Origin of the sequence: Streptomyces sp. MNU76 (genome assembly GCF_020982545.1) — a bacterium.
In the GTDB taxonomy this organism is placed as follows: Bacteria; Actinomycetota; Actinomycetes; order Streptomycetales; family Streptomycetaceae; genus Streptomyces.
Genome location: NZ_JAJKLK010000006.1, coordinates 546,564 through 565,812 on the forward strand (window position 1 = coordinate 546,564; position 19,249 = coordinate 565,812).

Annotated in this window: 14 protein-coding genes, 2 tRNA genes and 3 pseudogenes; 5 read left to right on the top strand and 14 right to left on the bottom strand. The window is 68.5% G+C overall.

Going from position 1 to position 19,249, the window contains the following annotated elements; genetic code table 11:
* Nucleotides 1-2: 2 nt before the first annotated feature.
* From E4N62_RS17760 to E4N62_RS17780, 5 genes are read right to left on the bottom strand one after another with little or no spacing between them, the layout of a single operon-like run.
* Nucleotides 3-1,247, bottom strand: a complete 1,245-nt coding sequence (locus E4N62_RS17760; protein WP_230215509.1) for a class E sortase — start codon at nucleotides 1,245-1,247, stop codon at nucleotides 3-5.
* A complete protein-coding gene (locus E4N62_RS17765; RefSeq protein ID WP_230215510.1) occupies nucleotides 1,244-1,894 on the bottom strand; it encodes an aminodeoxychorismate/anthranilate synthase component II in 651 nt (216 codons plus the stop codon). Before E4N62_RS17765 ends, E4N62_RS17760 begins: the two co-directional genes overlap by 4 nt.
* A complete protein-coding gene (locus E4N62_RS17770; RefSeq protein WP_230215511.1) occupies nucleotides 1,891-2,052 on the bottom strand; it encodes a hypothetical protein in 162 nt (53 codons plus the stop codon). The genes E4N62_RS17765 and E4N62_RS17770 overlap by 4 nt, the downstream gene beginning before the upstream one ends.
* Nucleotides 2,053-2,105: 53 nt before the next feature.
* Nucleotides 2,106-2,798 carry a class E sortase gene (locus E4N62_RS17775; RefSeq protein WP_230215512.1) on the bottom strand — a complete coding sequence of 231 codons (693 nt, stop codon included), beginning with the start codon at nucleotides 2,796-2,798 and terminating at the stop codon, nucleotides 2,106-2,108.
* Nucleotides 2,799-2,815: 17 nt separating this feature from the next.
* Nucleotides 2,816-3,595 carry a DUF881 domain-containing protein gene (locus tag E4N62_RS17780; RefSeq protein WP_230215513.1) on the bottom strand — a complete coding sequence of 260 codons (780 nt, stop codon included), beginning with the start codon at nucleotides 3,593-3,595 and terminating at the stop codon, nucleotides 2,816-2,818.
* Between the two features lie 142 nt (nucleotides 3,596-3,737).
* Between E4N62_RS17780 and crgA the strand changes: the two genes are divergently transcribed.
* Nucleotides 3,738-3,992, top strand: a complete 255-nt coding sequence (gene crgA, locus E4N62_RS17785) for a cell division protein CrgA (protein WP_045558527.1) — start codon at nucleotides 3,738-3,740, stop codon at nucleotides 3,990-3,992.
* A 304-nt stretch (nucleotides 3,993-4,296) separates the two neighbouring features.
* Here crgA and E4N62_RS17790 read toward each other — a convergent pair whose 3' ends face one another.
* A complete protein-coding gene (locus E4N62_RS17790; RefSeq protein WP_230215515.1) occupies nucleotides 4,297-5,184 on the bottom strand; it encodes a rhomboid family intramembrane serine protease in 888 nt (295 codons plus the stop codon).
* A gap of 153 nt (nucleotides 5,185-5,337) precedes the next feature.
* Nucleotides 5,338-5,871 carry a peptidylprolyl isomerase gene (locus E4N62_RS17795; protein ID WP_230215517.1) on the bottom strand — a complete coding sequence of 178 codons (534 nt, stop codon included), beginning with the start codon at nucleotides 5,869-5,871 and terminating at the stop codon, nucleotides 5,338-5,340.
* A 360-nt stretch (nucleotides 5,872-6,231) separates the two neighbouring features.
* Here E4N62_RS17795 and E4N62_RS17800 point away from each other — a divergent pair, with 360 nt between their 5' ends.
* A complete protein-coding gene (locus E4N62_RS17800) occupies nucleotides 6,232-6,933 on the top strand; it encodes a DUF5324 family protein (RefSeq protein WP_230215519.1) in 702 nt (233 codons plus the stop codon).
* 469 nt (nucleotides 6,934-7,402) lie between these two features.
* On the opposite strand, the gene E4N62_RS17805 is transcribed toward E4N62_RS17800, so the two are convergent.
* A tRNA-Ala gene (locus E4N62_RS17805) sits at nucleotides 7,403-7,475 on the bottom strand.
* Between the two features lie 182 nt (nucleotides 7,476-7,657).
* Here E4N62_RS17805 and E4N62_RS17810 point away from each other — a divergent pair.
* Nucleotides 7,658-8,206 carry a transcriptional regulator gene (locus E4N62_RS17810; protein ID WP_033530590.1) on the top strand — a complete coding sequence of 183 codons (549 nt, stop codon included), beginning with the start codon at nucleotides 7,658-7,660 and terminating at the stop codon, nucleotides 8,204-8,206.
* Between the two features lie 293 nt (nucleotides 8,207-8,499).
* A pseudogene (locus E4N62_RS49470) lies at nucleotides 8,500-9,183 on the top strand (serine/threonine-protein kinase); the annotation flags it as partial.
* 1,117 nt (nucleotides 9,184-10,300) lie between these two features.
* Here the strand turns inward: E4N62_RS49470 and E4N62_RS17820 are convergent.
* Nucleotides 10,301-11,844, bottom strand: a pseudogene (locus E4N62_RS17820) (hypothetical protein).
* A gap of 298 nt (nucleotides 11,845-12,142) precedes the next feature.
* Nucleotides 12,143-12,271: a DLW-39 family protein gene (locus tag E4N62_RS17825; protein ID WP_003999697.1), complete on the bottom strand. Its 129-nt coding sequence runs from the start codon at nucleotides 12,269-12,271 to the stop codon at nucleotides 12,143-12,145.
* Between the two features lie 371 nt (nucleotides 12,272-12,642).
* On the opposite strand from E4N62_RS17825, the pseudogene E4N62_RS17830 reads away from it, so the two are divergent.
* Nucleotides 12,643-13,010: pseudogene (locus E4N62_RS17830) on the top strand (DUF6344 domain-containing protein).
* Between the two features lie 345 nt (nucleotides 13,011-13,355).
* On the opposite strand, the gene E4N62_RS17835 reads toward E4N62_RS17830, so the two are convergent.
* The 4 genes from E4N62_RS17835 to gyrB form a co-directional block, all read right to left on the bottom strand.
* Nucleotides 13,356-13,432 (bottom strand) — tRNA-Ile (locus E4N62_RS17835).
* Nucleotides 13,433-13,540: 108 nt separating this feature from the next.
* Nucleotides 13,541-14,353 (bottom strand): DUF3566 domain-containing protein, encoded by an 813-nt coding sequence (locus tag E4N62_RS17840; protein WP_230215523.1) that lies wholly within the window; start codon nucleotides 14,351-14,353, stop codon nucleotides 13,541-13,543.
* Between the two features lie 18 nt (nucleotides 14,354-14,371).
* A complete protein-coding gene (gene gyrA, locus E4N62_RS17845; protein WP_230215525.1) occupies nucleotides 14,372-16,966 on the bottom strand; it encodes a DNA gyrase subunit A in 2,595 nt (864 codons plus the stop codon).
* Nucleotides 16,967-17,008: 42 nt separating this feature from the next.
* Nucleotides 17,009-19,078 carry a DNA topoisomerase (ATP-hydrolyzing) subunit B gene (gene gyrB / locus E4N62_RS17850; protein WP_308185168.1) on the bottom strand — a complete coding sequence of 690 codons (2,070 nt, stop codon included), beginning with the start codon at nucleotides 19,076-19,078 and terminating at the stop codon, nucleotides 17,009-17,011.
* Between the last annotated feature and the right edge of the window lie 171 nt (nucleotides 19,079-19,249).

A 19,249-nucleotide genomic window follows, 5' to 3' on the forward strand; every position in this document is an offset into this window, starting at 1 on the left:
CCCTACTGGACGAGCGCGTCGGGCTTCCCCTCGCTGCGCGGCCGTTCCTCCACCATCTTGCCCCACACGATCATGCGGTACTTGCTCGTGAACTCCGGCGTGCACGTGGTCAGCGTGATGTAGCGACCCGGCTGGGTGAAGCCGGAGCCCGGGGGCACGGGTTGGAGCACGCTGACGTTCGACGGCGGGGTCACCGGCAGGATCGAGGCCATGTCGTAGACGTAGTACTTGTCCTGCGTCTCCACGACGATCGGGTCGCCCGGCTTGAGTCGGTTGATGTAACGGAACGGTTCACCATGGGTGTTGCGGTGGCCCGCGATGCCGAAATTGCCCGTCTTGTCCTCGGGCATGGCCGTCTTGATGCTGTTCTCGTCGTAGTGGCCGACCATTCCGCGGTCCAGGACCTTCGACTTGCTGATGCCCTCGGCGATCGGCACGACGACGTCCAGCTTCGGAATGTGCAGGATGGCGAAGCCCTGCCCGGGCTCGAAGGCGCCGGGCGCGCGCTTGCCGCTCTTCCACTCCTCCTGGAGGCTCGTCGCCTCCCGGCCCGCCTGCTGATGGGCGCGGATGTTGGACCACCAGAGCTGGTAGGTGACGAAGAGCAGCATCACCACGCCGGTGGTGATGAACACCTCGCCGATGATCCGGCTCGCGATCACTCCCGCGCTGGGCTTGCGCGCCCGCGCCGCCCGCCGCGCCTCGATCCTGGAACGGGGCGCCGACAGCCCGTCCTCTCCTAAGCCCTCCTCGGGCCCCTGAGCGACTCCTGGGCCCGCGTGGGCCCCCGGGGAGCCCCCGTGCCTCCCGTGCCGTCTCGCGGCCTTACGGCGGGCCGCACGGCCTCCGGGAGTCGGGGGCGCGGGTATCGGCTCGACCGCGGCGGCCAGCCGCCGCGCCTCCTCCACCCGGAGGGCCACCGTCTCCTCGTCGATCGGAGGGTGCTGCAGCGCGGTGTCGGTCCCGTACAGCCCCTCGGCCGTGGGTCGAGGACGCGGCTCGTAGGTGTCGTACGACTGGTAAGGCTGGTACGGCTCGAACGAGGGCTCCGTGTACGGCTGCTGCTGGCCGTACCAGTCCCCCTGCCCGTACTGCGAGCCCTGCTGGACGGTCCAGGCCTGAGGCTCGGCCGTGTCGCCGAACGACTCCCCCGGCTGGAAGGCCTCCGCCTCGAACGCCTCGGCGCCCCCGTACGCGGCCTCGCCGCCGTAGGGGGCACTCTCGCGCTCGGGGCGCAGTGCCGTCACGCCGTGGCCCTGCCCACCACGGGGGCGAGCCCCGTCGACCTGGCCACGGCCCCTTGGTCACCGCATTCGGCCAGCCAGTTGGCCAGCATGCGGTGGCCGTGCTCGGTGAGCACCGACTCGGGGTGGAACTGCACGCCCTCGACCGGCAGTTCCCGATGCCTGAGGCCCATGATGATCCCGTCGTGCGTGCGCGCCGTGACCTCGAGCTCGGCCGGCACGGTGGCCGGCTTCGCGGCGAGGGAGTGGTAGCGGGTCGCGGTGAAGGGGGTGGGCAGGCCCGCGAAGACCCCCTTGCCCTCGTGTTCCACCAGCGAGGTCTTTCCGTGCAGCAGCTCGGGCGCGCGGTCCACGACACCGCCGTACGCCACCTGCATGGACTGCATGCCGAGGCAGACACCGAAGACGGGGACGCCGGTCGCGGCACAGTGGCGGACCATGTCCACGCAGACGCCGGCCTCCTCGGGCGTGCCCGGGCCGGGGGACAGGAGCACGCCGTCGAAGCCGTCCTGGGCGTGGGCGGTCGCCACCTCGTCGTTGCGCAGCACCTCGCACTCGGCGCCCAGCTGGTACAGGTACTGGACCAGGTTGAAGACGAAGCTGTCGTAGTTGTCGACGACGAGGACCCGGGCGGGTCGGGCGGCTCTCACTGGTCGTTCACCGTCACATCGTTGAAGGGCAGCAGGGGCTCGGCCCAGGGAAAGACGTATTGGAAGAGGCCATAGACGACGGCCAGGGTCAGCACGATCGAGATCAGCGCCTTCAGCCACGCGTTACCCGGCAGATGTCGCCAGATCCAGCCGTACATGCCGTCCCTTCCTTCACACCACGGCACCGGAATCACGCCGTACCGCCACCAGACTAACGGCGTAGTGCCTCCGGTTTCCCTGACTCGACAGGCTGTGTGGAATCCAGATGGCCCCAGACGATGAGCCGATGGCTGTGTCCCCACTCCGGGTCGCACGTCGTCAGCGTCAGATAGCGCCCCGCGCGCGTGTAGCCCGATTTCGTCGGCACGAGGTCGATGACCTGGACGTCCGTGGGCAATGTCCGGTAGGGCCCCTTGTCGATGACGTACGTGAACCAGTCCGCGCCGTCGGACAGGACGACCTCGTCGCCGGGACGCAGCTTGGGAAAATCTTTGAAGGGATCGCCGTAGGTACGCCGGTGGCCGGCGACCGCGAAGTTCCCCTTCTGTCCCAGCTGCGCGGTGTTCGCGTAGTGGCCGAGTCCTTTCTTGAGAGTGTCCGTCTTCGTGCCCTCCAGGACGGGCTTGTTCCATGTGGAACCAAGACGCGGGATGTACATGAGTGCGAAGGGCTCGCCGCTCTCGTACGCGGCGGGCGGCTCCGGCGCCGAAGAGGAGCCCGGGCCGGGCGTCGGCCTCGTCGGCTGTTTCGCCCACCGGTCCTGGAGCAGGTCGACCTGGTGGTCCATCTCGGTGTCGGCCTTCACGCCGGTCCAGAACAGCACGTAGACGACGAAGAGCACGATCAGGGTGCCGACGGTGATGCAGAGCTCGCTGGCGGTCCTCACGATCACGCGCACCGACACGGGTCCCCCGGCTGCCGTCACTCCACGGGCTTCGCGTACTTCAGATCCACTGTGCCCGAGTAGCCGGGAAGAGTCACCGGCCCGTCCTCGGTGACTTTCCAGCCCAGCCCGTAGACGTTCACGTAGACCATGTAGTTCTGGATCGCCTTGCTGGCGGTGAGCGCCTTCTGCAGCTTCTCGGGATCACCGACCGCCTGGATCTTGTACGGGGGCGAGTAGACGCGGCCCTGGAGGATCAGGGTGTTGCCGACGCAGCGGACGGCGCTGGTGGAGATCAGCCGCTGGTCCATGACCTTGATGCCCTCGGCGCCGCCAAGCCACAGGGCGTTCACCACGGCCTGCAGGTCCTGTTGGTGGATGACCAGGTAGTCGGGCTGCGGCTCGGGATATCCGGGGAGTCTGGCGGTGGCGTCCGGCGGAGCGTCGTTGAGGGTGACCGTGAGGGCCTGCCCCCTGAGCTTCTGGGTGCCGGCGTTCTTCTCCAGTGCCCTGAGCCGGGCGTCCTCGGCCTTCGTGCTGCCGTCGTCCCGCTCGGCCAGGGCCTCCACGTCGTCCCGGAGGACCGCGTTGGACTCGTCGAGCTGCCCGTTCTTGTGGCTGCGCTCCTGGATCAGGTCGGAGAGCTTCAGCAGAGAGGCGTCCGTACGGATGTTGGTGCCCTTGGCCGTGTCGAAGCTGGTGAAGAAGATCAGCCCGGCGAGGGCGAAGACCCCGACGGTGAGCACGCGCACGGGCCGGAAACCGCCTCGGGAGGTGGTGCCGTTACCCGCCTCGGGGGAGTCGGCTGAATTGCTCAACGTACCCTTATCTCCTTAGGCGCCGCGGAAGCACTACGCTAACGGACGCCCGGGGGAGCATTCAGTGTCCCCTTGTACGCTGCCCCGGAGCCCGCCACAGTTCCCTGCGCGGCCACGCAGCGCATCGACAGGAGAGACCCTCGTGCCGAAGTCACGTATCCGCAAGAAGGCCGACTACACGCCGCCGCCGTCCAAGCAGGCCACGAACATCAAGCTGAACAGCCGCGGCTGGGTGGCCCCGGTCATGCTGGCCATGTTCCTCATCGGGCTGGCCTGGATCGTCGTCTTCTATGTGACGGACGGCTCGCTGCCGATCGACTCGCTCGGCAACTGGAACATCGTGGTCGGCTTCGGCTTCATCGCCGCCGGATTCGGTGTCTCCACCCAGTGGAAGTAGTGGTCTCCGCTCGGTGGAGCTAGTTCTCCCCAGAGCAATCCACGGAGTTATCCACAGGTGTTTTCCACAGTGGGGAAAAAGAACGACGATCTGTGGATAACTCACTGGGCGTTGACGCCGGTACGACTGACCTACCGGCACCCGCAAGCATGTTCGCCCCCTGCCTGACCTGCGAAAACACAGGTGAGCGACAGGGGGCACACCTGTTCCCGCACCCTATGCACAAGATCCGCCACCGTCTGTGGACAACAGTGCTGTAACGGTGCCCGGACCAGCACCCGGACGGTGACGATCCGCCATCACCTCAGGTCAGCTGGGCCGTCCTCAGCAGGGTCACGATGACCACGGCGGCCAGTACCAGCGCGCACACGCCGTACTGGACCAGCGCTCGTCGTTCGCGCGGAGCGTGCACCATCGCATAGCCGATCAGCACACCGCCGACGAGACCGCCGACATGGGCCTGCCAGGCGATGCCGGACCAGCCGAACGTGATGACCAGGTTGATGACCAGCAGGATGATGACCGGGCGCATGTCGTACTTCAGCCGACGCATGAGGACGGCTGTCGCGCCGAAGAGGCCGAAGATCGCGCCGGACGCGCCGACTGTCGGTTGGTTCGGTGCGGCGAGCAGGTAGGTGAGCGCGCTGCCCGCGAGGCCCGAGGCGAAGTAGAGCGTCAGATAGCGGGCTCGGCCGAGGGCGGCTTCCAGCGGGCCGCCGATCCACCACAGGCTGAGCATGTTGAAGGCGATGTGCATGACACCGCTGTGCAGGAACATCGACGTGACCAGCCGGTACCACTGCCCCTCGGCGACGCCTTGGACCGAGCCGAAATCGGAGCCCCAGGCCCGCCCGACGAGGGCGAACCGTTCGGTGAAGGAGTCGCCGACGGCCTCCAGCACCAGGAAGAACAGCAGATTCGCACCGATCAGGATCTTGGTGACGAGCCTGGGGTCGGCGGTGACCGAGCCGCCCGCGAGGGTGCGCGGGGCGGAGGCGGAGGGGGCGTGGCCCGTGCCGGAGCCGTCGCGGACGCATTCGGGGCACTGGAAGCCGACGGAGGCGCTCACCATGCACTCGGGGCAGATGGGCCGCTCGCAGCGGGTGCAGCGGATTCCTGTCTCCCGGTCCGGATGCCGGTAGCAGGTGGGCAGGCTCCGCGCGTCCTGCGAGCCGCTCGGCACCTGTTCCATCGGGTTCCTCCGTCTCCTGGGTGGAACGCATCGCCCCGCCCATCCTTACGGATGAGCGGGGCGATTGGTTCCCTTCGAGACCTTGTGAACCTTTCGGGGTCCGGTCCGTGCGGTGAACCCGTGATGCGCGTTCCGGGCGACAGGCCCGAGGGCTCAGCCCTGGCGGGTCTCGACGACGACCGACTCGATGACGACGTCGTTGACCGGACGGTCGGTGCGCGGGTTGGTCTGGGCGCCGGCGATGGCGTCCACGACCTTCTGGCTGCCCGCGTCGACGACCTCACCGAAGATGGTGTGCTTGCGGGTCAGCCACGCCGTCGGGGAGACGGTGATGAAGAACTGCGAGCCGTTGGTGCCCGGGCCGGCGTTGGCCATGGCCAGCAGGTAGGGCTTGTCGAAGGCGAGGTCCGGGTGGAACTCGTCCGCGAACTGGTAGCCGGGACCACCGGTGCCGTTGCCCAGCGGGTCACCGCCCTGGATCATGAATCCACTGATCACCCGGTGGAAGACCGTGCCGTCGTAGAGCTTGTCCGTGGACTTCTGGCCGGTGGCCGGGTTGGTCCACTCACGCTCGCCCTGGGCGAGCTCGACGAAGTTACGGACCGTCTTGGGCGCGTGGTTCGGCAGCAGCCGCACCTCGATGTCGCCATGGTTGGTCTTCAGGGTGGCGTACAGCTGCTCTGCCACGATCTGCCTTCCGTTGTCCTCTGTGACTCCCCCGATCCTCGCACGGACGACGCCGTGCGTCCCCCGACGCCCTCGCTCTCGTACGGCGGGCGTACGGAAAACCGGCCGAGTACCACCGGTACCGGCGCGCTTCGCGGCGATCCGTGGCATTGTCGGCCCTGTCGTGGACAAGTTCCCGTTGTCCCGCATTCATCCTCTATTGCACGTGACCGGATTCATGAGCGGCTCCTGTCGATGACCGGCCGGGGTCGAGGCCATGACCCGGATGCCCGCCCACACATGCCCCGGAGCGCTCCGAGAGGCATGATCCCCAAAAGGGTGGAAAGTCGAATTACGTACGCCACCGAGGAGGAGGATCCCGTGACCCGCATCGACAGCGTGCGCGCCGCGACCGGCTCGGCGAAGGACAGCGTGCTGCACGCCGCGGAAGTGGTGGCGCCCTACGCCGACACGGCCAAGGACAAGGCCTCGCACTACGCGCAAGAGGCACGTGTACGACTCGCGCCGAAGGTGTCGCAGGCCGCGGAACAGGCACGCGTCCAGTACGGCGCCCATGTCGTCCCGCGCTTGGAGCAGGCTCGCACGCATGTGCCGCCGAAGGTCGACCACGCGGCCCACGAAGCCGCTGCACGCACCCGCAAGGCGGCCCGTCAGGCCGCCGACTACTCCCGTCCCCGTATCGAGCAGGCCGTGGCCGCCGCCGGCCCCGTCCGCGAGGAGGCCACCGCCCGCAGCGTCGCGGCGCTGGCCGCATTGCGGGGACAGGTCTCACCCCAGCAGATCCAGCGGCTGGTCCGCAGGCAGCAGCGCAGGGCCAGGCTCGGCCGTGCCGCCAAGGGCCTGGCCGTCCTGGGTGTCCTGGCGGGCGGCGCCTTCGCCGCCTGGAAGTGGTGGGACAAACAGGCCAACCCCGACTGGCTCGTCGAGCCCCCTGCCGCCACCGAGGTCTCCGACTCCGGTCGCCTGTCCGCTGTGGACGGCAGTGGTCAGTCCGTTCTCGACCCCGAGGTCGAGGCCAAGCAGGCTGAGGACGAGGCGGCCGACCGGGACAACCGCCACTGAGAACCGACTGAGCATCGGCAGCCGAGGCCGCTTTCTCTACGGTCGGCGTCGGAGGACGTGCTCCTTTCCGGCTCAGCCCTGCCCGAGGGTGCGTTCGGCGGGACATCTTTCAACAGCCCTGTGGGGCAGAAGACTTGAAGGTCTTCTGCCCCACAGGGCTGTTTCACGTGAAACAGCACCACCCTACGAGCCCCCTGCCACCCCCATAACCGGAATGTATCGATCCGGTTGCGAAGGGTGACGCACACATTCCACCAGCCCTCGCGTGACCCAGAACACTGGTTTCGCATTTGCGCACATCGACACGCGCCAGCATCCGTTGCCCCGTTCCAGCAGGCTTCTTTCCACGGAGTGCACAGATAGCGATCGCGATGACCGCCGCCCAGGGCGCCGGTGACGACCATGCTTCCCGAGGCAGGAAAAAGACCGGGCCGGATGTCGTAGGACATCCGGCCCGGTCAATCCGCTGTGGAGCCTAGGGGAGTCGAACCCCTGACATCTGCCATGCAAAGACAGCGCTCTACCAACTGAGCTAAGGCCCCGGAAGGGAAGCGTCCACCCGGAGGCAAGGGCCACCGGGAGGCTGCGCAGACCAGAGTACCGGGTCACCCCCGGGATCTCGCAAAAAGATTGGGGGTCCCCGTGAACGACCACTCTCCGTAAGATGCTCGTCGTGGTTCGCTACAGCGAACCACGGTATTTGGGGAAGCGATGGGGAGACGCAATGGACGCCGCACAGCAGGAAGCGACCGCAAGAGCCCGGGAGCTGCAGCGGAACTGGTACGGAGAGCCGTTGGGGGCGCTCTTCCGTAGGCTCATCGAGGACCTGGGTCTCAACCAGGCCCGGCTCGCGGGGGTGCTGGGCCTGTCCGCACCGATGCTGTCGCAGCTGATGAGCGGTCAGCGTGCCAAGATCGGCAACCCGGCGGTGGTCCAGCGGGTGCAGTTGCTGCAGGACCTGGCGGGTCAGGTCGCGGACGGCAGCGTGAGCGCCGCCGAGGCGACCGAGCGCATGGATGAGATCAAGAAGTCACAGGGGGGCTCGGTGCTCAGCAACACCACGCAGTCGACGACGAGTTCGGGGGCGCCCACGGTCAAGCGGGTCGTCCGCGAGATCCAGTCGCTGCTGCGCTCTGTCGCGGCCGCGGGCGACATCATCGAGGCGGCGGACACCCTCGCCCCGACCCACCCTGAGCTGGCAGAGTTCCTCCGGGTGTACGGCGCGGGCCGCACCTCGGACGCGGTGGCGCACTACCAGTCCCACCAGAACTGAGCTCAAGGCCCGGTCCCCGAAAGGGGGTTCGGCGACCGGGCCGAGGCCGAAGAGGGGAGCCTGGAAGGGGGAAGGGGTCTGTAGGCCCCTCGTGAGCGGCGGCGTCGTGGACGTAGGCTCCGCGCAGGAACCGGAATCAGGAACAGGACAGAGCGGCAGGGAGACAGAAGCGGGTACCAGCTCCGAGGGAAGCCGGGCACGTGCGAGCCGGCTCCGCAGAGGGCGGCGCGAGCGCCGTGCCCTCCGCCGACGGGCAACCACGAGGGGAGCCGAAGGGGGAACGACGCACAGCCATGGGTGAGGTCTTCGCCGGCCGGTACGAACTGGTCGACCCGATCGGGCGCGGGGGAGTCGGCGCGGTCTGGCGCACCTGGGACCACCGCCGCCGCCGTTATGTGGCCGCCAAGGTCCTGCAACAGCGTGACGCGCACGCATTGCTGCGCTTCGTCCGTGAGCAGGCCGTACGGATCGACCACCCGCATGTGCTCGCCCCCGCCAGCTGGGCCGCCGACGACGACAAGGTCCTGTTCACCATGGATCTGGTGGCCGGAGGGTCCCTGGTCAACCTCGTCAACGACTACGGTCCTCTCCCGCCGACCTATGTCTGCGGCTTGCTCGATCAACTCCTGTCCGGCCTCGCCGCCGTGCACGCCGAGGGCGTCATCCACCGCGACATCAAGCCCGCCAATGTGCTCCTGGAGGCCACGGGCACGGCCCGCCCCCGCCTGCGCCTGTCCGACTTCGGCATCGCCATGCGTCTGGGCGAGCCCCGCCTCACCGAGACCAACTACGTGGTGGGAACGCCGGGTTACTTCGCTCCCGAGCAGATGCTGGGCGCGGATCCGGACTTCCCCGCCGATCTCTTCGCTGTGGGTCTCGTCGCCCTGTACCTCCTGGAGGGCGCGAAGCCTGACTCGAAGGCCCTCATCGAGCACTTCGCCGCCCATGGCACTCCGAAGGCACCGCGCGGTATCCCCGAGCCACTGTGGCAGGTCATCGCCACGCTGCTCCAGCCGGACCCCAACTCCCGCTTCCGCACCGCCACAGGCGCCCGCAAGGCCCTCGCCGCGGCCGTCGAGCTGCTGCCCGAGCCGGGGCCCGACGACGAGTTGGTGGAGGTCTTCGACCAACTCGGCCCGCTTCCCACCGGGTTCGCTCCCGAGGGTCCCCTGCACAGGGCATCGGGACTGGATAAAACGGGCACCGGTGTCGACACCAGCGGCACGTCCTCCCCGACTCCCGTCACGGACACGACCCCACCACCCTCACCATCCGCCGGCCTACGGACCGCCGCCCATGGGGCCGCCGTCCCAGCCGGGGCGGGCCCGGCGCTACCGGCGCCGTTCCCAGGCAGCGCCCTCAGCCCCGTACACGGCCACAGGCTCCATATCTCCGCCCCCATGCCCACCACCGCCCCGACCGACCCCCTCCAGCTCTGGCAGGGCTCGGGCTTCGGTACTGGTACCGAAGCTGGTGCTGGTGGCGCGGGCACCGACCCAGGCACGGGTGCGAGCGCCGGCACGAGAACCGGAACCAGCCACTGGTCCCAGGATTCCGGGGCCTCGTCTTCGGCGTCTCCGGCGCAGTCGCCCCACCCCGGTCACATATCGCCCGGGGCACCCCTCCGACGTACCACCGCGCCCCGAACGCGCCCCCGCACCGCAGCCCTCCACGATGTCGGACACCGGCAGCTTCCACCTGCCCCCGCCCCAGGTGCTCACCGCCCACGCGGCCTCGCGACAGATCGACCAGCATGCCCCGGCCTGGGCCACCCACAGCAGCCCCCGAGCAGCAGGCCAGTCCCCGGCCGGGACGCCCCTCCGAACAGCCCCAGCGCAGCACCCCGAACCCGCGCATGTGCCCTCCCCAGTCGCACCCGCAGTTGGGCCTCTCAGAACCCGCCGCGGCGGTGCAGCACGCGTACGCCTCTACTGGTTCATACACCGCTCGGCCCCCGGAGGTTCCACGTCGATCGAGGGCGCTTCCGCGACGCCGTCCGGGCCCGCCGGTCAAGGTGGTCGTCCCGGTCCTGCTGCTCGCCCTGGCCTGCTTCGCGGTGGGGTTCTGGGCACTGGGACAACTCTGATCCCCGAGCTACCCCCGGGACGCCCCGTGCCGCCCACGTGCTGCCGCGCCCACGCCCTTCGGGCGTTCGGACTCGATGGCAGCAGACGCCCTCCTGCGGGCCACGAGTGTCCACGCCAGAAGCCCGAGAACCAGCAGACTGCCCGTGCCGAGGCCGCCCGCCGCGACGAGGGTCATGGCCAGTCGCCGGTCTCCACTGACCAGGGAGTTCCCGGAGCCCTTCCCCTCGTCGGAATCTCCCGGGCCCCCTCCGTCACCGCCGTCCCGGGAGCCCCTCCAGCGTGTCCCCGTGATGCCGTTCTCGGCGGCCTCCCGATCCCCTCGGTGACCTCGAAGACGCCGCGCGGCTCGGAGTCTCCCAGATATCCCGGCCCGGCCCCGGCCTCTCCCTCCAGCCGCACCCGTAGCGTCAAGCCCACCGGCTCGTCGCCGAACCGGTCGGCGACCGACGTCCCGAGGTGCAGTGCCAGGTAGTACCAGCCGGCGAACCGCATCCCGCCCACCTCGTCGTCGGGAGAGAAACGGTTCTCGTACGCGACGGGCGGGAGCGGGTCCAGGGAGACCGAGCGCTGGACACCCCCGTAGTTGGCCGTCCTGTCGTCCACCAGGCCGCGTACGGGGTTGTAGAGCGACATCACGAACGCGTTCCCGACGTAGCCGTCGCCCTCGGTCGTGCTGCCCAGTTCGGCGGTGGCCTGGAGTTGCTGCCCCCAGCTGACGGGCACCTTGTAGAAGAGGGTCTCCCCGGCTCTGATGCCGACCTCGTCCTGCCAGACGCCCTGTGCCACGGGGCTCGCCGCGGCGAAGCCGCTCCCGCCGCGACGGGGCTCGGGGTCACCGGAGACAGCATCGGGGGAGGCGGAGTTCCAGCTCTGGGGAGCGCTCGTCGAACCGCCCTTCGTCACGGCGGGCTCCGAAACGAAGCGGAGCTCCAGCCCCCACTCCTCAGACGCACCCTCCGAGGGGGAACCCGTCACGGAGCCGGAAGCCGAACCGGAAGATGAGCCGGTCGCCGAGCCGGAGTCAGCGCCCGCGCTCGTCCCCGAACCGGCTCCGACAGCCGAGCCGACGCGTTCGACGACGACGTAGTACACCCCGGCCCCCTGGCACATGTACTCGTCGGTGCCGACCTCCCGCGAGGCCCAGGCGGTGACGGGGTGCGCGCTGCGGGTCGGTCCGAAGCGGGCGGTCTCGTAGGAGCAGCGATGTGCGTCGGCGTCCTGCACGGACACCCTGACCCCGTCCGCGGAGCCGACCGCCGAACCCGCCTCGGGCACGGCCGTGGCCGAAACGTACGCGTTGGTGGCGGCGCCGAGATCGAGACGGTAGTACAGCTTGCCGCCCGGCCCGATGGAGCTCCGGTAGGTCTTGCCGGCCGCCAGCCGCACGGCTCCCGTGCTGCTCGGGGCGCCCTCGACCGCCCTCGCGTCCTCGGCGTAGGAGTACGGGGCAGGCCCGTCGGCCGCCACGGCGGGCCCGGGCTGCGCCGTCGTCACGCACAGGACCGCTCCCACGGCCGCCCCGGCTCTCCACCAGACCGTGCGCCGCCCCATCAAGCGCCACCCCTCGTCGTAGACCGTGATGCGAGGCCCCAGCCCTGTGGTCGCGGCCCCGAACGCGCCCATCCTGCCCGGCCATGCGGGCCGATGCCGGTGTTCCTGGGGACGAGCGGCTGAAAACGGCCCCTAACCGGACCGCCACCTTGCCATTGCAATCATATCGTTCGCTAGTGCGAATTCGAGGCCGGCGGAATTTCCGCACATGCCCCAGAAGCCGGGAGGGGTGCGGCCGAGCAACACAAAACCCCGGCCGCCAGGGCGGCCGGGGTCTGCTCTGAGACTGATGTCGACGTCACGAACCCGTGGGCACGGAGTCAGTCGCCTCCGTCCACAGATCCTGCTCGGCGCGATCCGCCTGGATCTGGCGGTACACGAGGAGCCCGCCGATGGCGGCCAGTGCGACCAGGAGAAGCTTCTTCACCGCGCGACCTCGTCTTTCCTTGACGTAGGGGACCTCTGGCGCCCGACTATACACACCGACCGATACCGATCGGTGACCTGCGTCGGCCCCTCAACTCCCGCAGGGAAGACCGCAGTAGAACCGGACGCCACTGCTCCGATCGCAGGTTCATCACACAGGTCCATCACATCTCGCACACCTTGGCGGATCCCACGGACCTCGACTTCCTGCAACTTTTCAGACCTCCCTGCAACCCCTCGGGTCTCCCTGCACCCATCCGAGTGGTGTTCATCCGAAGATCGACGCGCCATGAACGTCGGTCCGTGATTTCGAAGCCCACATACACATCATGAGGAAAGTACGCAAATCGCCCAACCCGAAAGTGAGGGGCCATGGCCCAGAACAAGGTCATGAAGCTGTGGACCGCCATCGTCACCGCCTTCCTCGCGCTGTGCACGGCGCTCGGACTCGTCACGACCACCGCCTCGGCGGCGGTACCGCAGACCGAGACCACCCGCAACTGCGCGGCCACCGCTGCGACCCCGGCGATGTCCCTCCCGGCCCGGCCCCACGACCGCGCCCTGCCCCCACGATGAAACAGCGCATCCGCGCCGAGGCCCACGGCTCCTCCCCCTCCTGCCGTCGCCGCACGGCCCTGCACACGGCCACGGACACCGCGACGGACGTCACGGGCCAGGCAGCGGCCCCGGAGGCACCTGTGCGTGAGCCCGAGCATCCAGGCGCACCTCTCCTGCACTGATCTGCGGCAGGCCAGGACAGACCCAGCGGCGATCTTGCGTACGACGCCCGCGGCAAGACCCTGAACAGCGAAGACCCTCAGCCGGACTCGGCTGAGGGTCTTTCCATGCGGCAGCGCGTTCGCGCGCAGCCCACGGGATACGCCGGGGCGGCCGGTGGAGGTGGCAAGAGAGCGCGTCGGAGCAAGTCGTCCGCTACGACTCTGTGTTGGCGTGTTGGCGGATCAGGAGAGGAGGGTGCCGAGGATGGAAGCCGTCCTGCCGCCCATCGTCGAGGTCCGCGGCATCCCATGTGTCACCCACGACAGCAAAGACCCCCAACCGTAACCGGTTGAGGGTCTTCTGTCTGGTGGGGCTAACAGGATTTGAACCTGTGGCCTCATCCTTATCAGGGATGCGCTCTAACCAACTGAGCTATAGCCCCGCCGCGCTCTGCGGTGTGTCCCGCGCGCTGACTCCTGAAGATTAGCGCACGACGTGGGCAGTCCCAAAATCGATACCCGCAGGGCGACCGCGACGCGGTGAGCCGCGCCTACTCGTCCTCGGCGAGCGTCAGCTCGACGCCGCCCACGAAGCCGGCGGAGAGGTTGTAGATGAAGGCTCCGAGGGTGGCCAGGGCGGTGGCGAGCACGACATCGATGACCGCGATGACGGTGGTGAAGATCAGTACGTTGGGCAGCGACAGGAACGCCTGCAGGTCGAATCCGTTGGACTCGTTCGAGCCGGTCGCCTCCGAGATGGTGGCGCCGACCGTCGAGAAGACGCCCATCGCGTTCATGACCATCCACAGCACCGCCGCCGCGACGACCGTGCAGATGCCCAGGGCGATGGAGAGCAGGAAACTGACCTTCATCACGGACCACGGGTCGGCCTTGGACACCCGCAGCCGCGCCTTGCGCGTGCGCGGCGTCGTGCGTGCCCCCGTACGAGGCTTGCGGGAGGACGCCTCCGGAGCCGGCGCATAGGCCTGCGGCGGGTGGTACGGGCCCGCCTGCTGCTGCGAGTGCCGCTCACCCGGCAGCGCGGAGCCGGCGGCCTGCGCCTGGGCCTGCGGCTGTGCCGCGGCGGCCGACGGACCGCCCTGACGGCCCGGCCCGGCCTGAGCCGCGGCCGGGCTTCCGGACGCGGGCTTCTGGGCCTGCGGACCACGGGTGTCCGCCGCGGTCGCCCCCTGCGATCCCGGCTTCTCCGGCGCGGGCGCGGCCGCGTCGGTCGCGTCCGGCTTGATGGCCTTCAGCTGGGTCGTGTGCGTGTCCATCGCACGCGCGGCGGAGCCACGGCCGCCGCCGTCCGCCTCCGACCCGGTCGAAGTACCGGACGATCCGGCGCCCGTGGCTCCGCTCACGCTGACTCACTCCTCGTGCTACTCGGACGAGGGCGCCTCACCCTCGTCCGTACCGGTCGATGGGGCAGCCTCGACGGTGTCGTCGACGGCATCGTCGCCGTCGACCTCCTCCGCCTCCCGCCCCGCCTCGGCGTTGCGAGCGATGCCGACCACGGCATCGCGCTTGCCCAGGTTGATCAGTTGGACGCCCATGGTGTCACGGCCGGTTTCCCTGATCTCGTTGACTCGCGTACGAATCACACCGCCCGACAGCGTGATGGCGAGGATCTCGTCGGTCTCCTCGACCACCAGCGCGCCGACGAGGGAACCGCGGTCCTCGACGATCTTGGCGGCCTTGATGCCGAGGCCGCCGCGACCCTGGACGCGGTACTCGTCGACGGCGGTCCGCTTCGCGTACCCGCCGTCTGTGGCAGTGAACACGAACGTACCGGGTCGAACAACATTCATCGAGAGCAGTTCGTCCCCCTCGCGGAAACTCATGCCCTTGACACCCGAGGTGGCACGGCCCATGGGCCGCAGCGCCTCGTCCGTCGCCGTGAAGCGGATCGACTGAGCCTTCTTGCTGATCAGAAGGATGTCGTCCTCTGCCGATACGAGTTCGGCTCCGATCAGTTCGTCATCGGAACCGTCCTCCTTCTCACGGAGGTTGATCGCGATGACACCGCCGGAACGGGGCGAATCGTAATCCTTCAGAGGCGTCTTCTTCACAAGACCGCCCTTGGTGGCGAGCACCAGATAGGGCGTGGCCTCGTAGTCGCGGATCGCGAGGATCTCGGCGATCGCCTCGTCGGGCTGGAAGGCCAGCAGGTTGGCGACGTGCTGTCCACGCGCGTCACGTCCGGCGTCGGGGAGCTCGTACGCCTTGGCCCGGTAGACACGGCCCTTGTTGGTGAAGAACAGCAGCCAGTGGTGGGTCGTGGACACGAAGAAGTGGTCGACGATGTCGTCTTCCTTGAGCTTCGTGCCGCGAACGCCCTTGCCGCCGCGCTTCTGCGCCCGGTAGTCGACCGTCTTGGTGCGCTTGACGTAGCCGCCGCGCGAGACGGTGACGACGATGTCCTCCTCGGCGATGAGGTCCTCGATGGACATGTCGCCGTCGTAGGGGACCAGCATCGTCTTGCGGTCGTCGCCGTACTTCTCGACGATCGCGGCGAGTTCCGCGCTGACGATCCCGCGCTGACGCACGGGGGAGGCGAGGATCTCGTTGTACTCGCGGATCTTGGCCTGGAGCTCGTCGTGCTCCTGGATGATCTTCTGGCGCTCCAGGGCGGCCAGGCGGCGCAGCTGCATCTCGAGGATGGCGTTGGCCTGGATCTCGTCGATCTCCAGGAGGTCCATCAGGCCCGTGCGCGCGATGTCGACCGTGTCGCTGCGCCGGATCAACGCGATGACCTCGTCGATGGCGTCCAGGGCCTTCAGCAGGCCGCGCAGGATGTGCGCGCGCTCCTCGGCCTTGCGCAGCCGGAACTTCGTACGGCGGACGATGACCTCGATCTGGTGCGTCACCCAGTGGCGGATGAACGCGTCCAGCGAGAGGGTCCGGGGCACGCCGTCGACCAGGGCCAGCATGTTGGCGCCGAAGTTGGTCTGCAGGTCGGTGTGCTTGTACAGGTTGTTCAGCACGACCTTGGCGACCGCGTCGCGCTTCAGGACGATGACCAGGCGCTGGCCGGTACGGGACGACGTCTCGTCGCGGACGTCCGCGATGCCGCCGATCTTGCCGTCCTTCACCAGGTCGGCGATCTTCTGCGCGAGGTTGTCCGGGTTGACCTGGTACGGCAGCTCCGTGACCACCAGGCACTGGCGGTTCTGGATCTCCTCGACCTCGACGACCGCGCGCATCGTGATGGAGCCGCGGCCCGTGCGGTAGGCCTCCTCGATGCCCTTGCGGCCGACCACGAGGGCGCCGGTCGGGAAGTCAGGGCCCTTGATGCGCTCGATCAGCGCGTCCAGGAGGTCCTCGTGGGAGGCCTCGGGGTTCTCCAGGTACCACTGGGCGCCGGCCGCGACCTCGCGGAGGTTGTGCGGCGGGATGTTCGTCGCCATACCGACCGCGATGCCCGCCGAGCCGTTGATCAGCAGGTTCGGGAAGCGGGCCGGCAGGACGGTCGGCTCCTGGGAGCGGCCGTCGTAGTTGTCCGTGAAGTCGACGGTCTCCTCGTCGATGTCGCGGACCATCTCCATCGACAGCGGCGCCATCTTGCACTCGGTGTAGCGCATGGCCGCGGCCGGGTCGTTGCCCGGCGAGCCGAAGTTGCCGTTGGAGTCCACCAGCGGCATCCGCATCGACCACGGCTGCGCGAGGCGGACCAGTGCGTCGTAGATCGAGGAGTCGCCGTGCGGGTGGTAGTTGCCCATGACGTCGCCGACGACGCGGGCGCACTTGTAGAAGCCCTTCTCGGGCCGGTAGCCGCCGTCGTACATGGCGTACAGGACACGGCGGTGGACGGGCTTGAGACCGTCGCGTACGTCGGGCAGCGCGCGGGACACGATGACGGACATCGCGTAGTCCAGGTACGAGCGCTGCATCTCCGTCTCGAGCCCGACGGGCTCGATGCGCACGGTCGTCTCGCCGGCGTCGTCAGGCGTGACGGTGGGGTTCTCGTCGGCCATTGCTGGTGGGGATCCTTCCTGGTGCGGTCAGCTGAGACCGACTCAGATGTCGAGGAAGCGGACGTCCTTGGCGTTGCGCTGGATGAACTGCCGCCGGGCCTCGACGTCCTCGCCCATGAGGACCGAGAACAGTTCGTCGGCCTGGGCGGCGTCGTCCAGCGTGACCTGGCCGAGGACCCGGTGGTCGACGTCCATGGTCGTGATGCGCAGTTCCTCGGCGTTCATCTCGCCGAGACCCTTGAAGCGCTGGATCGAGTCCTCCCTGACGCGCTTGCCGTTCTGCCGGCCCAGCTCGATCAGGGCGTCGCGCTCACGGTCCGAGTACGCGTACTCGAAGTCGTCCCGGCCCCACTTGATCTTGTACAGCGGGGGACGCGACAGGAACACGTGCCCGGCCTCGACCAGCGGCCGCATGAAGCGGAACAAGAAGGTCAGCAGCAAGGTGTTGATGTGCTGGCCGTCGACGTCGGCGTCCGCCATCAGGATGATCTTGTGATAGCGGAGCTTCGAGATGTCGAAGTCCTCGTGCACACCCGTGCCGAAGGCGGAGATCAGCGCCTGGATCTCCTGGTTCTGCAGGATCTTGTCGATCCGCGCCTTCTCCACGTTGAGGATCTTGCCGCGGATCGGGAGGATCGCCTGGTACTGCGGGTTGCGGCCGGACTTGGCCGAGCCGCCGGCGGAGTCACCCTCGACGATGAAGATCTCGCACTTGGTGGGGTCGTTCGACTGGCAGTCGCTCAGCTTGCCCGGCAGCGACGCCGTCTCCAACAGGCCCTTGCGGCGGGTCAGGTCACGCGCCTTGCGGGCCGCCACGCGCGCGGTGGCCGCCTGGATGGACTTGCGGATGATGTCCGCGGCCTCGACCGGGTTGCGGTCCAGCCAGTCCGTCAGGTGCTCGTGGACGACCTTCTGCACGAAGGTCTTGGCCTCCGTGTTGCCCAGCTTGGTCTTGGTCTGGCCCTCGAACTGCGGCTCGCTCAGCTTGATCGAGATGATCGCGGTGAGACCCTCGCGGATGTCGTCACCCGTGAGGTTGTCGTCCTTCTCACGGAGCAGCTTCTTGTCACGCGCGTAGCGGTTGATCAGACCGGTCATCGCGGCGCGGAAGCCCTCTTCGTGCGTACCGCCCTCGTGCGTGTGGATGATGTTGGCGAAGGAGTACACACCCTCGCTGTAACCGCTGTTCCACTGCATCGCGACCTCGACGGACAGGGCCTTGTCCTTGTCCTCGGCCTCGAAGTCGATCACGGAGGGGTGCACCACGTCGCCCTTGCGGGAGTTGAGGTGCTTCACGAAGTCGACGATGCCGCCCTCGTAGTGGTACGAGACGGCCTTGACCTCGTGCTTCTCGTCCTCACCGGCCTCGTCCGCCCCGGCCGTGGCCTTCGCCGACTCGCGCTCGTCGGTGAGGTTGATCCTCAGCCCCTTGTTGAGGAACGCCATCTCCTGGAAGCGCCGCGAGAGCGTCTCGAAGGAGTAGTGGGTCGTCTCGAAGATGTCCGGGTCGGCCCAGAAGGTGACCGAGGTGCCGTGCTCCTCCGTGGCCTCGTGCTGGGCGAGCGGAGCGGTCGGGACGCCGAGCTTGTAGTCCTGCGTCCAGCGGTAGCCGTCCGTCTTGACCTCGACGGCCACCTTGGTCGACAGGGCGTTCACGACGGAGACACCCACGCCGTGCAGACCGCCGGAGACCGCGTAGCCGCCGCCGCCGAACTTGCCGCCCGCGTGCAGGACGGTCAGCACGACCTCGACGGCCGGCTTGCCCTCGGACGGCACGATGCCCACCGGGATGCCGCGGCCGTTGTCGACGACCCGGACACCGCCGTCGGCAAGGATCGTCACGTCGATGGTGTCCGCGTGGCCTGCCAGGGCCTCGTCGACGGAGTTGTCCACGACCTCCTGCACGAGGTGGTGCAGGCCGCGCTCACCGGTCGAGCCGATGTACATGCCGGGCCGCTTGCGGACCGCGTCCAGCCCTTCGAGGACGGTGATGGCACTGGCGTCGTACGCCGAGGGAGAGGCCGCGGCCGTTCCGGCCAGGGCCTCGGTGGACGGGATGTTCTCGTTGGGGTTGCCGGAATCGGCCACGAAGCGCCCTTTCTGGCACAGCACAAGCCAGGCTCTTGGCGGGTTTGCCGGAGCGGCTGCGGCATGTTGCGGTGGAAGCCTTTGTCAGCGTTGCACAGTGTTTCCGAAGCGGTCCCCACGAATGGGGCGGGATTAGCTTCCAGTCTACCGGTAGCGCCGACAGTGATGGGGGTTTGCCGGTACCTGAGTCCGCAT

What these genes read in the sequence shown, in the direction of transcription:
- E4N62_RS17770 (WP_230215511.1), bottom strand. Translation starts at nt 2,052, where the DNA reads ATGTACGGCTGGATCTGGCGACATCTGCCGGGTAACGCGTGGCTGAAG.
- E4N62_RS17790 (WP_230215515.1), bottom strand. Translation starts at nt 5,184, where the DNA reads ATGGAACAGGTGCCGAGCGGCTCGCAGGACGCGCGGAGCCTGCCCACC.
- E4N62_RS17810 (WP_033530590.1), top strand. Translation starts at nt 7,658, where the DNA reads ATGGACGCCGCACAGCAGGAAGCGACCGCAAGAGCCCGGGAGCTGCAG.
- gyrA (WP_230215525.1), bottom strand. Translation starts at nt 16,966, where the DNA reads ATGGCCGACGAGAACCCCACCGTCACGCCTGACGACGCCGGCGAGACG.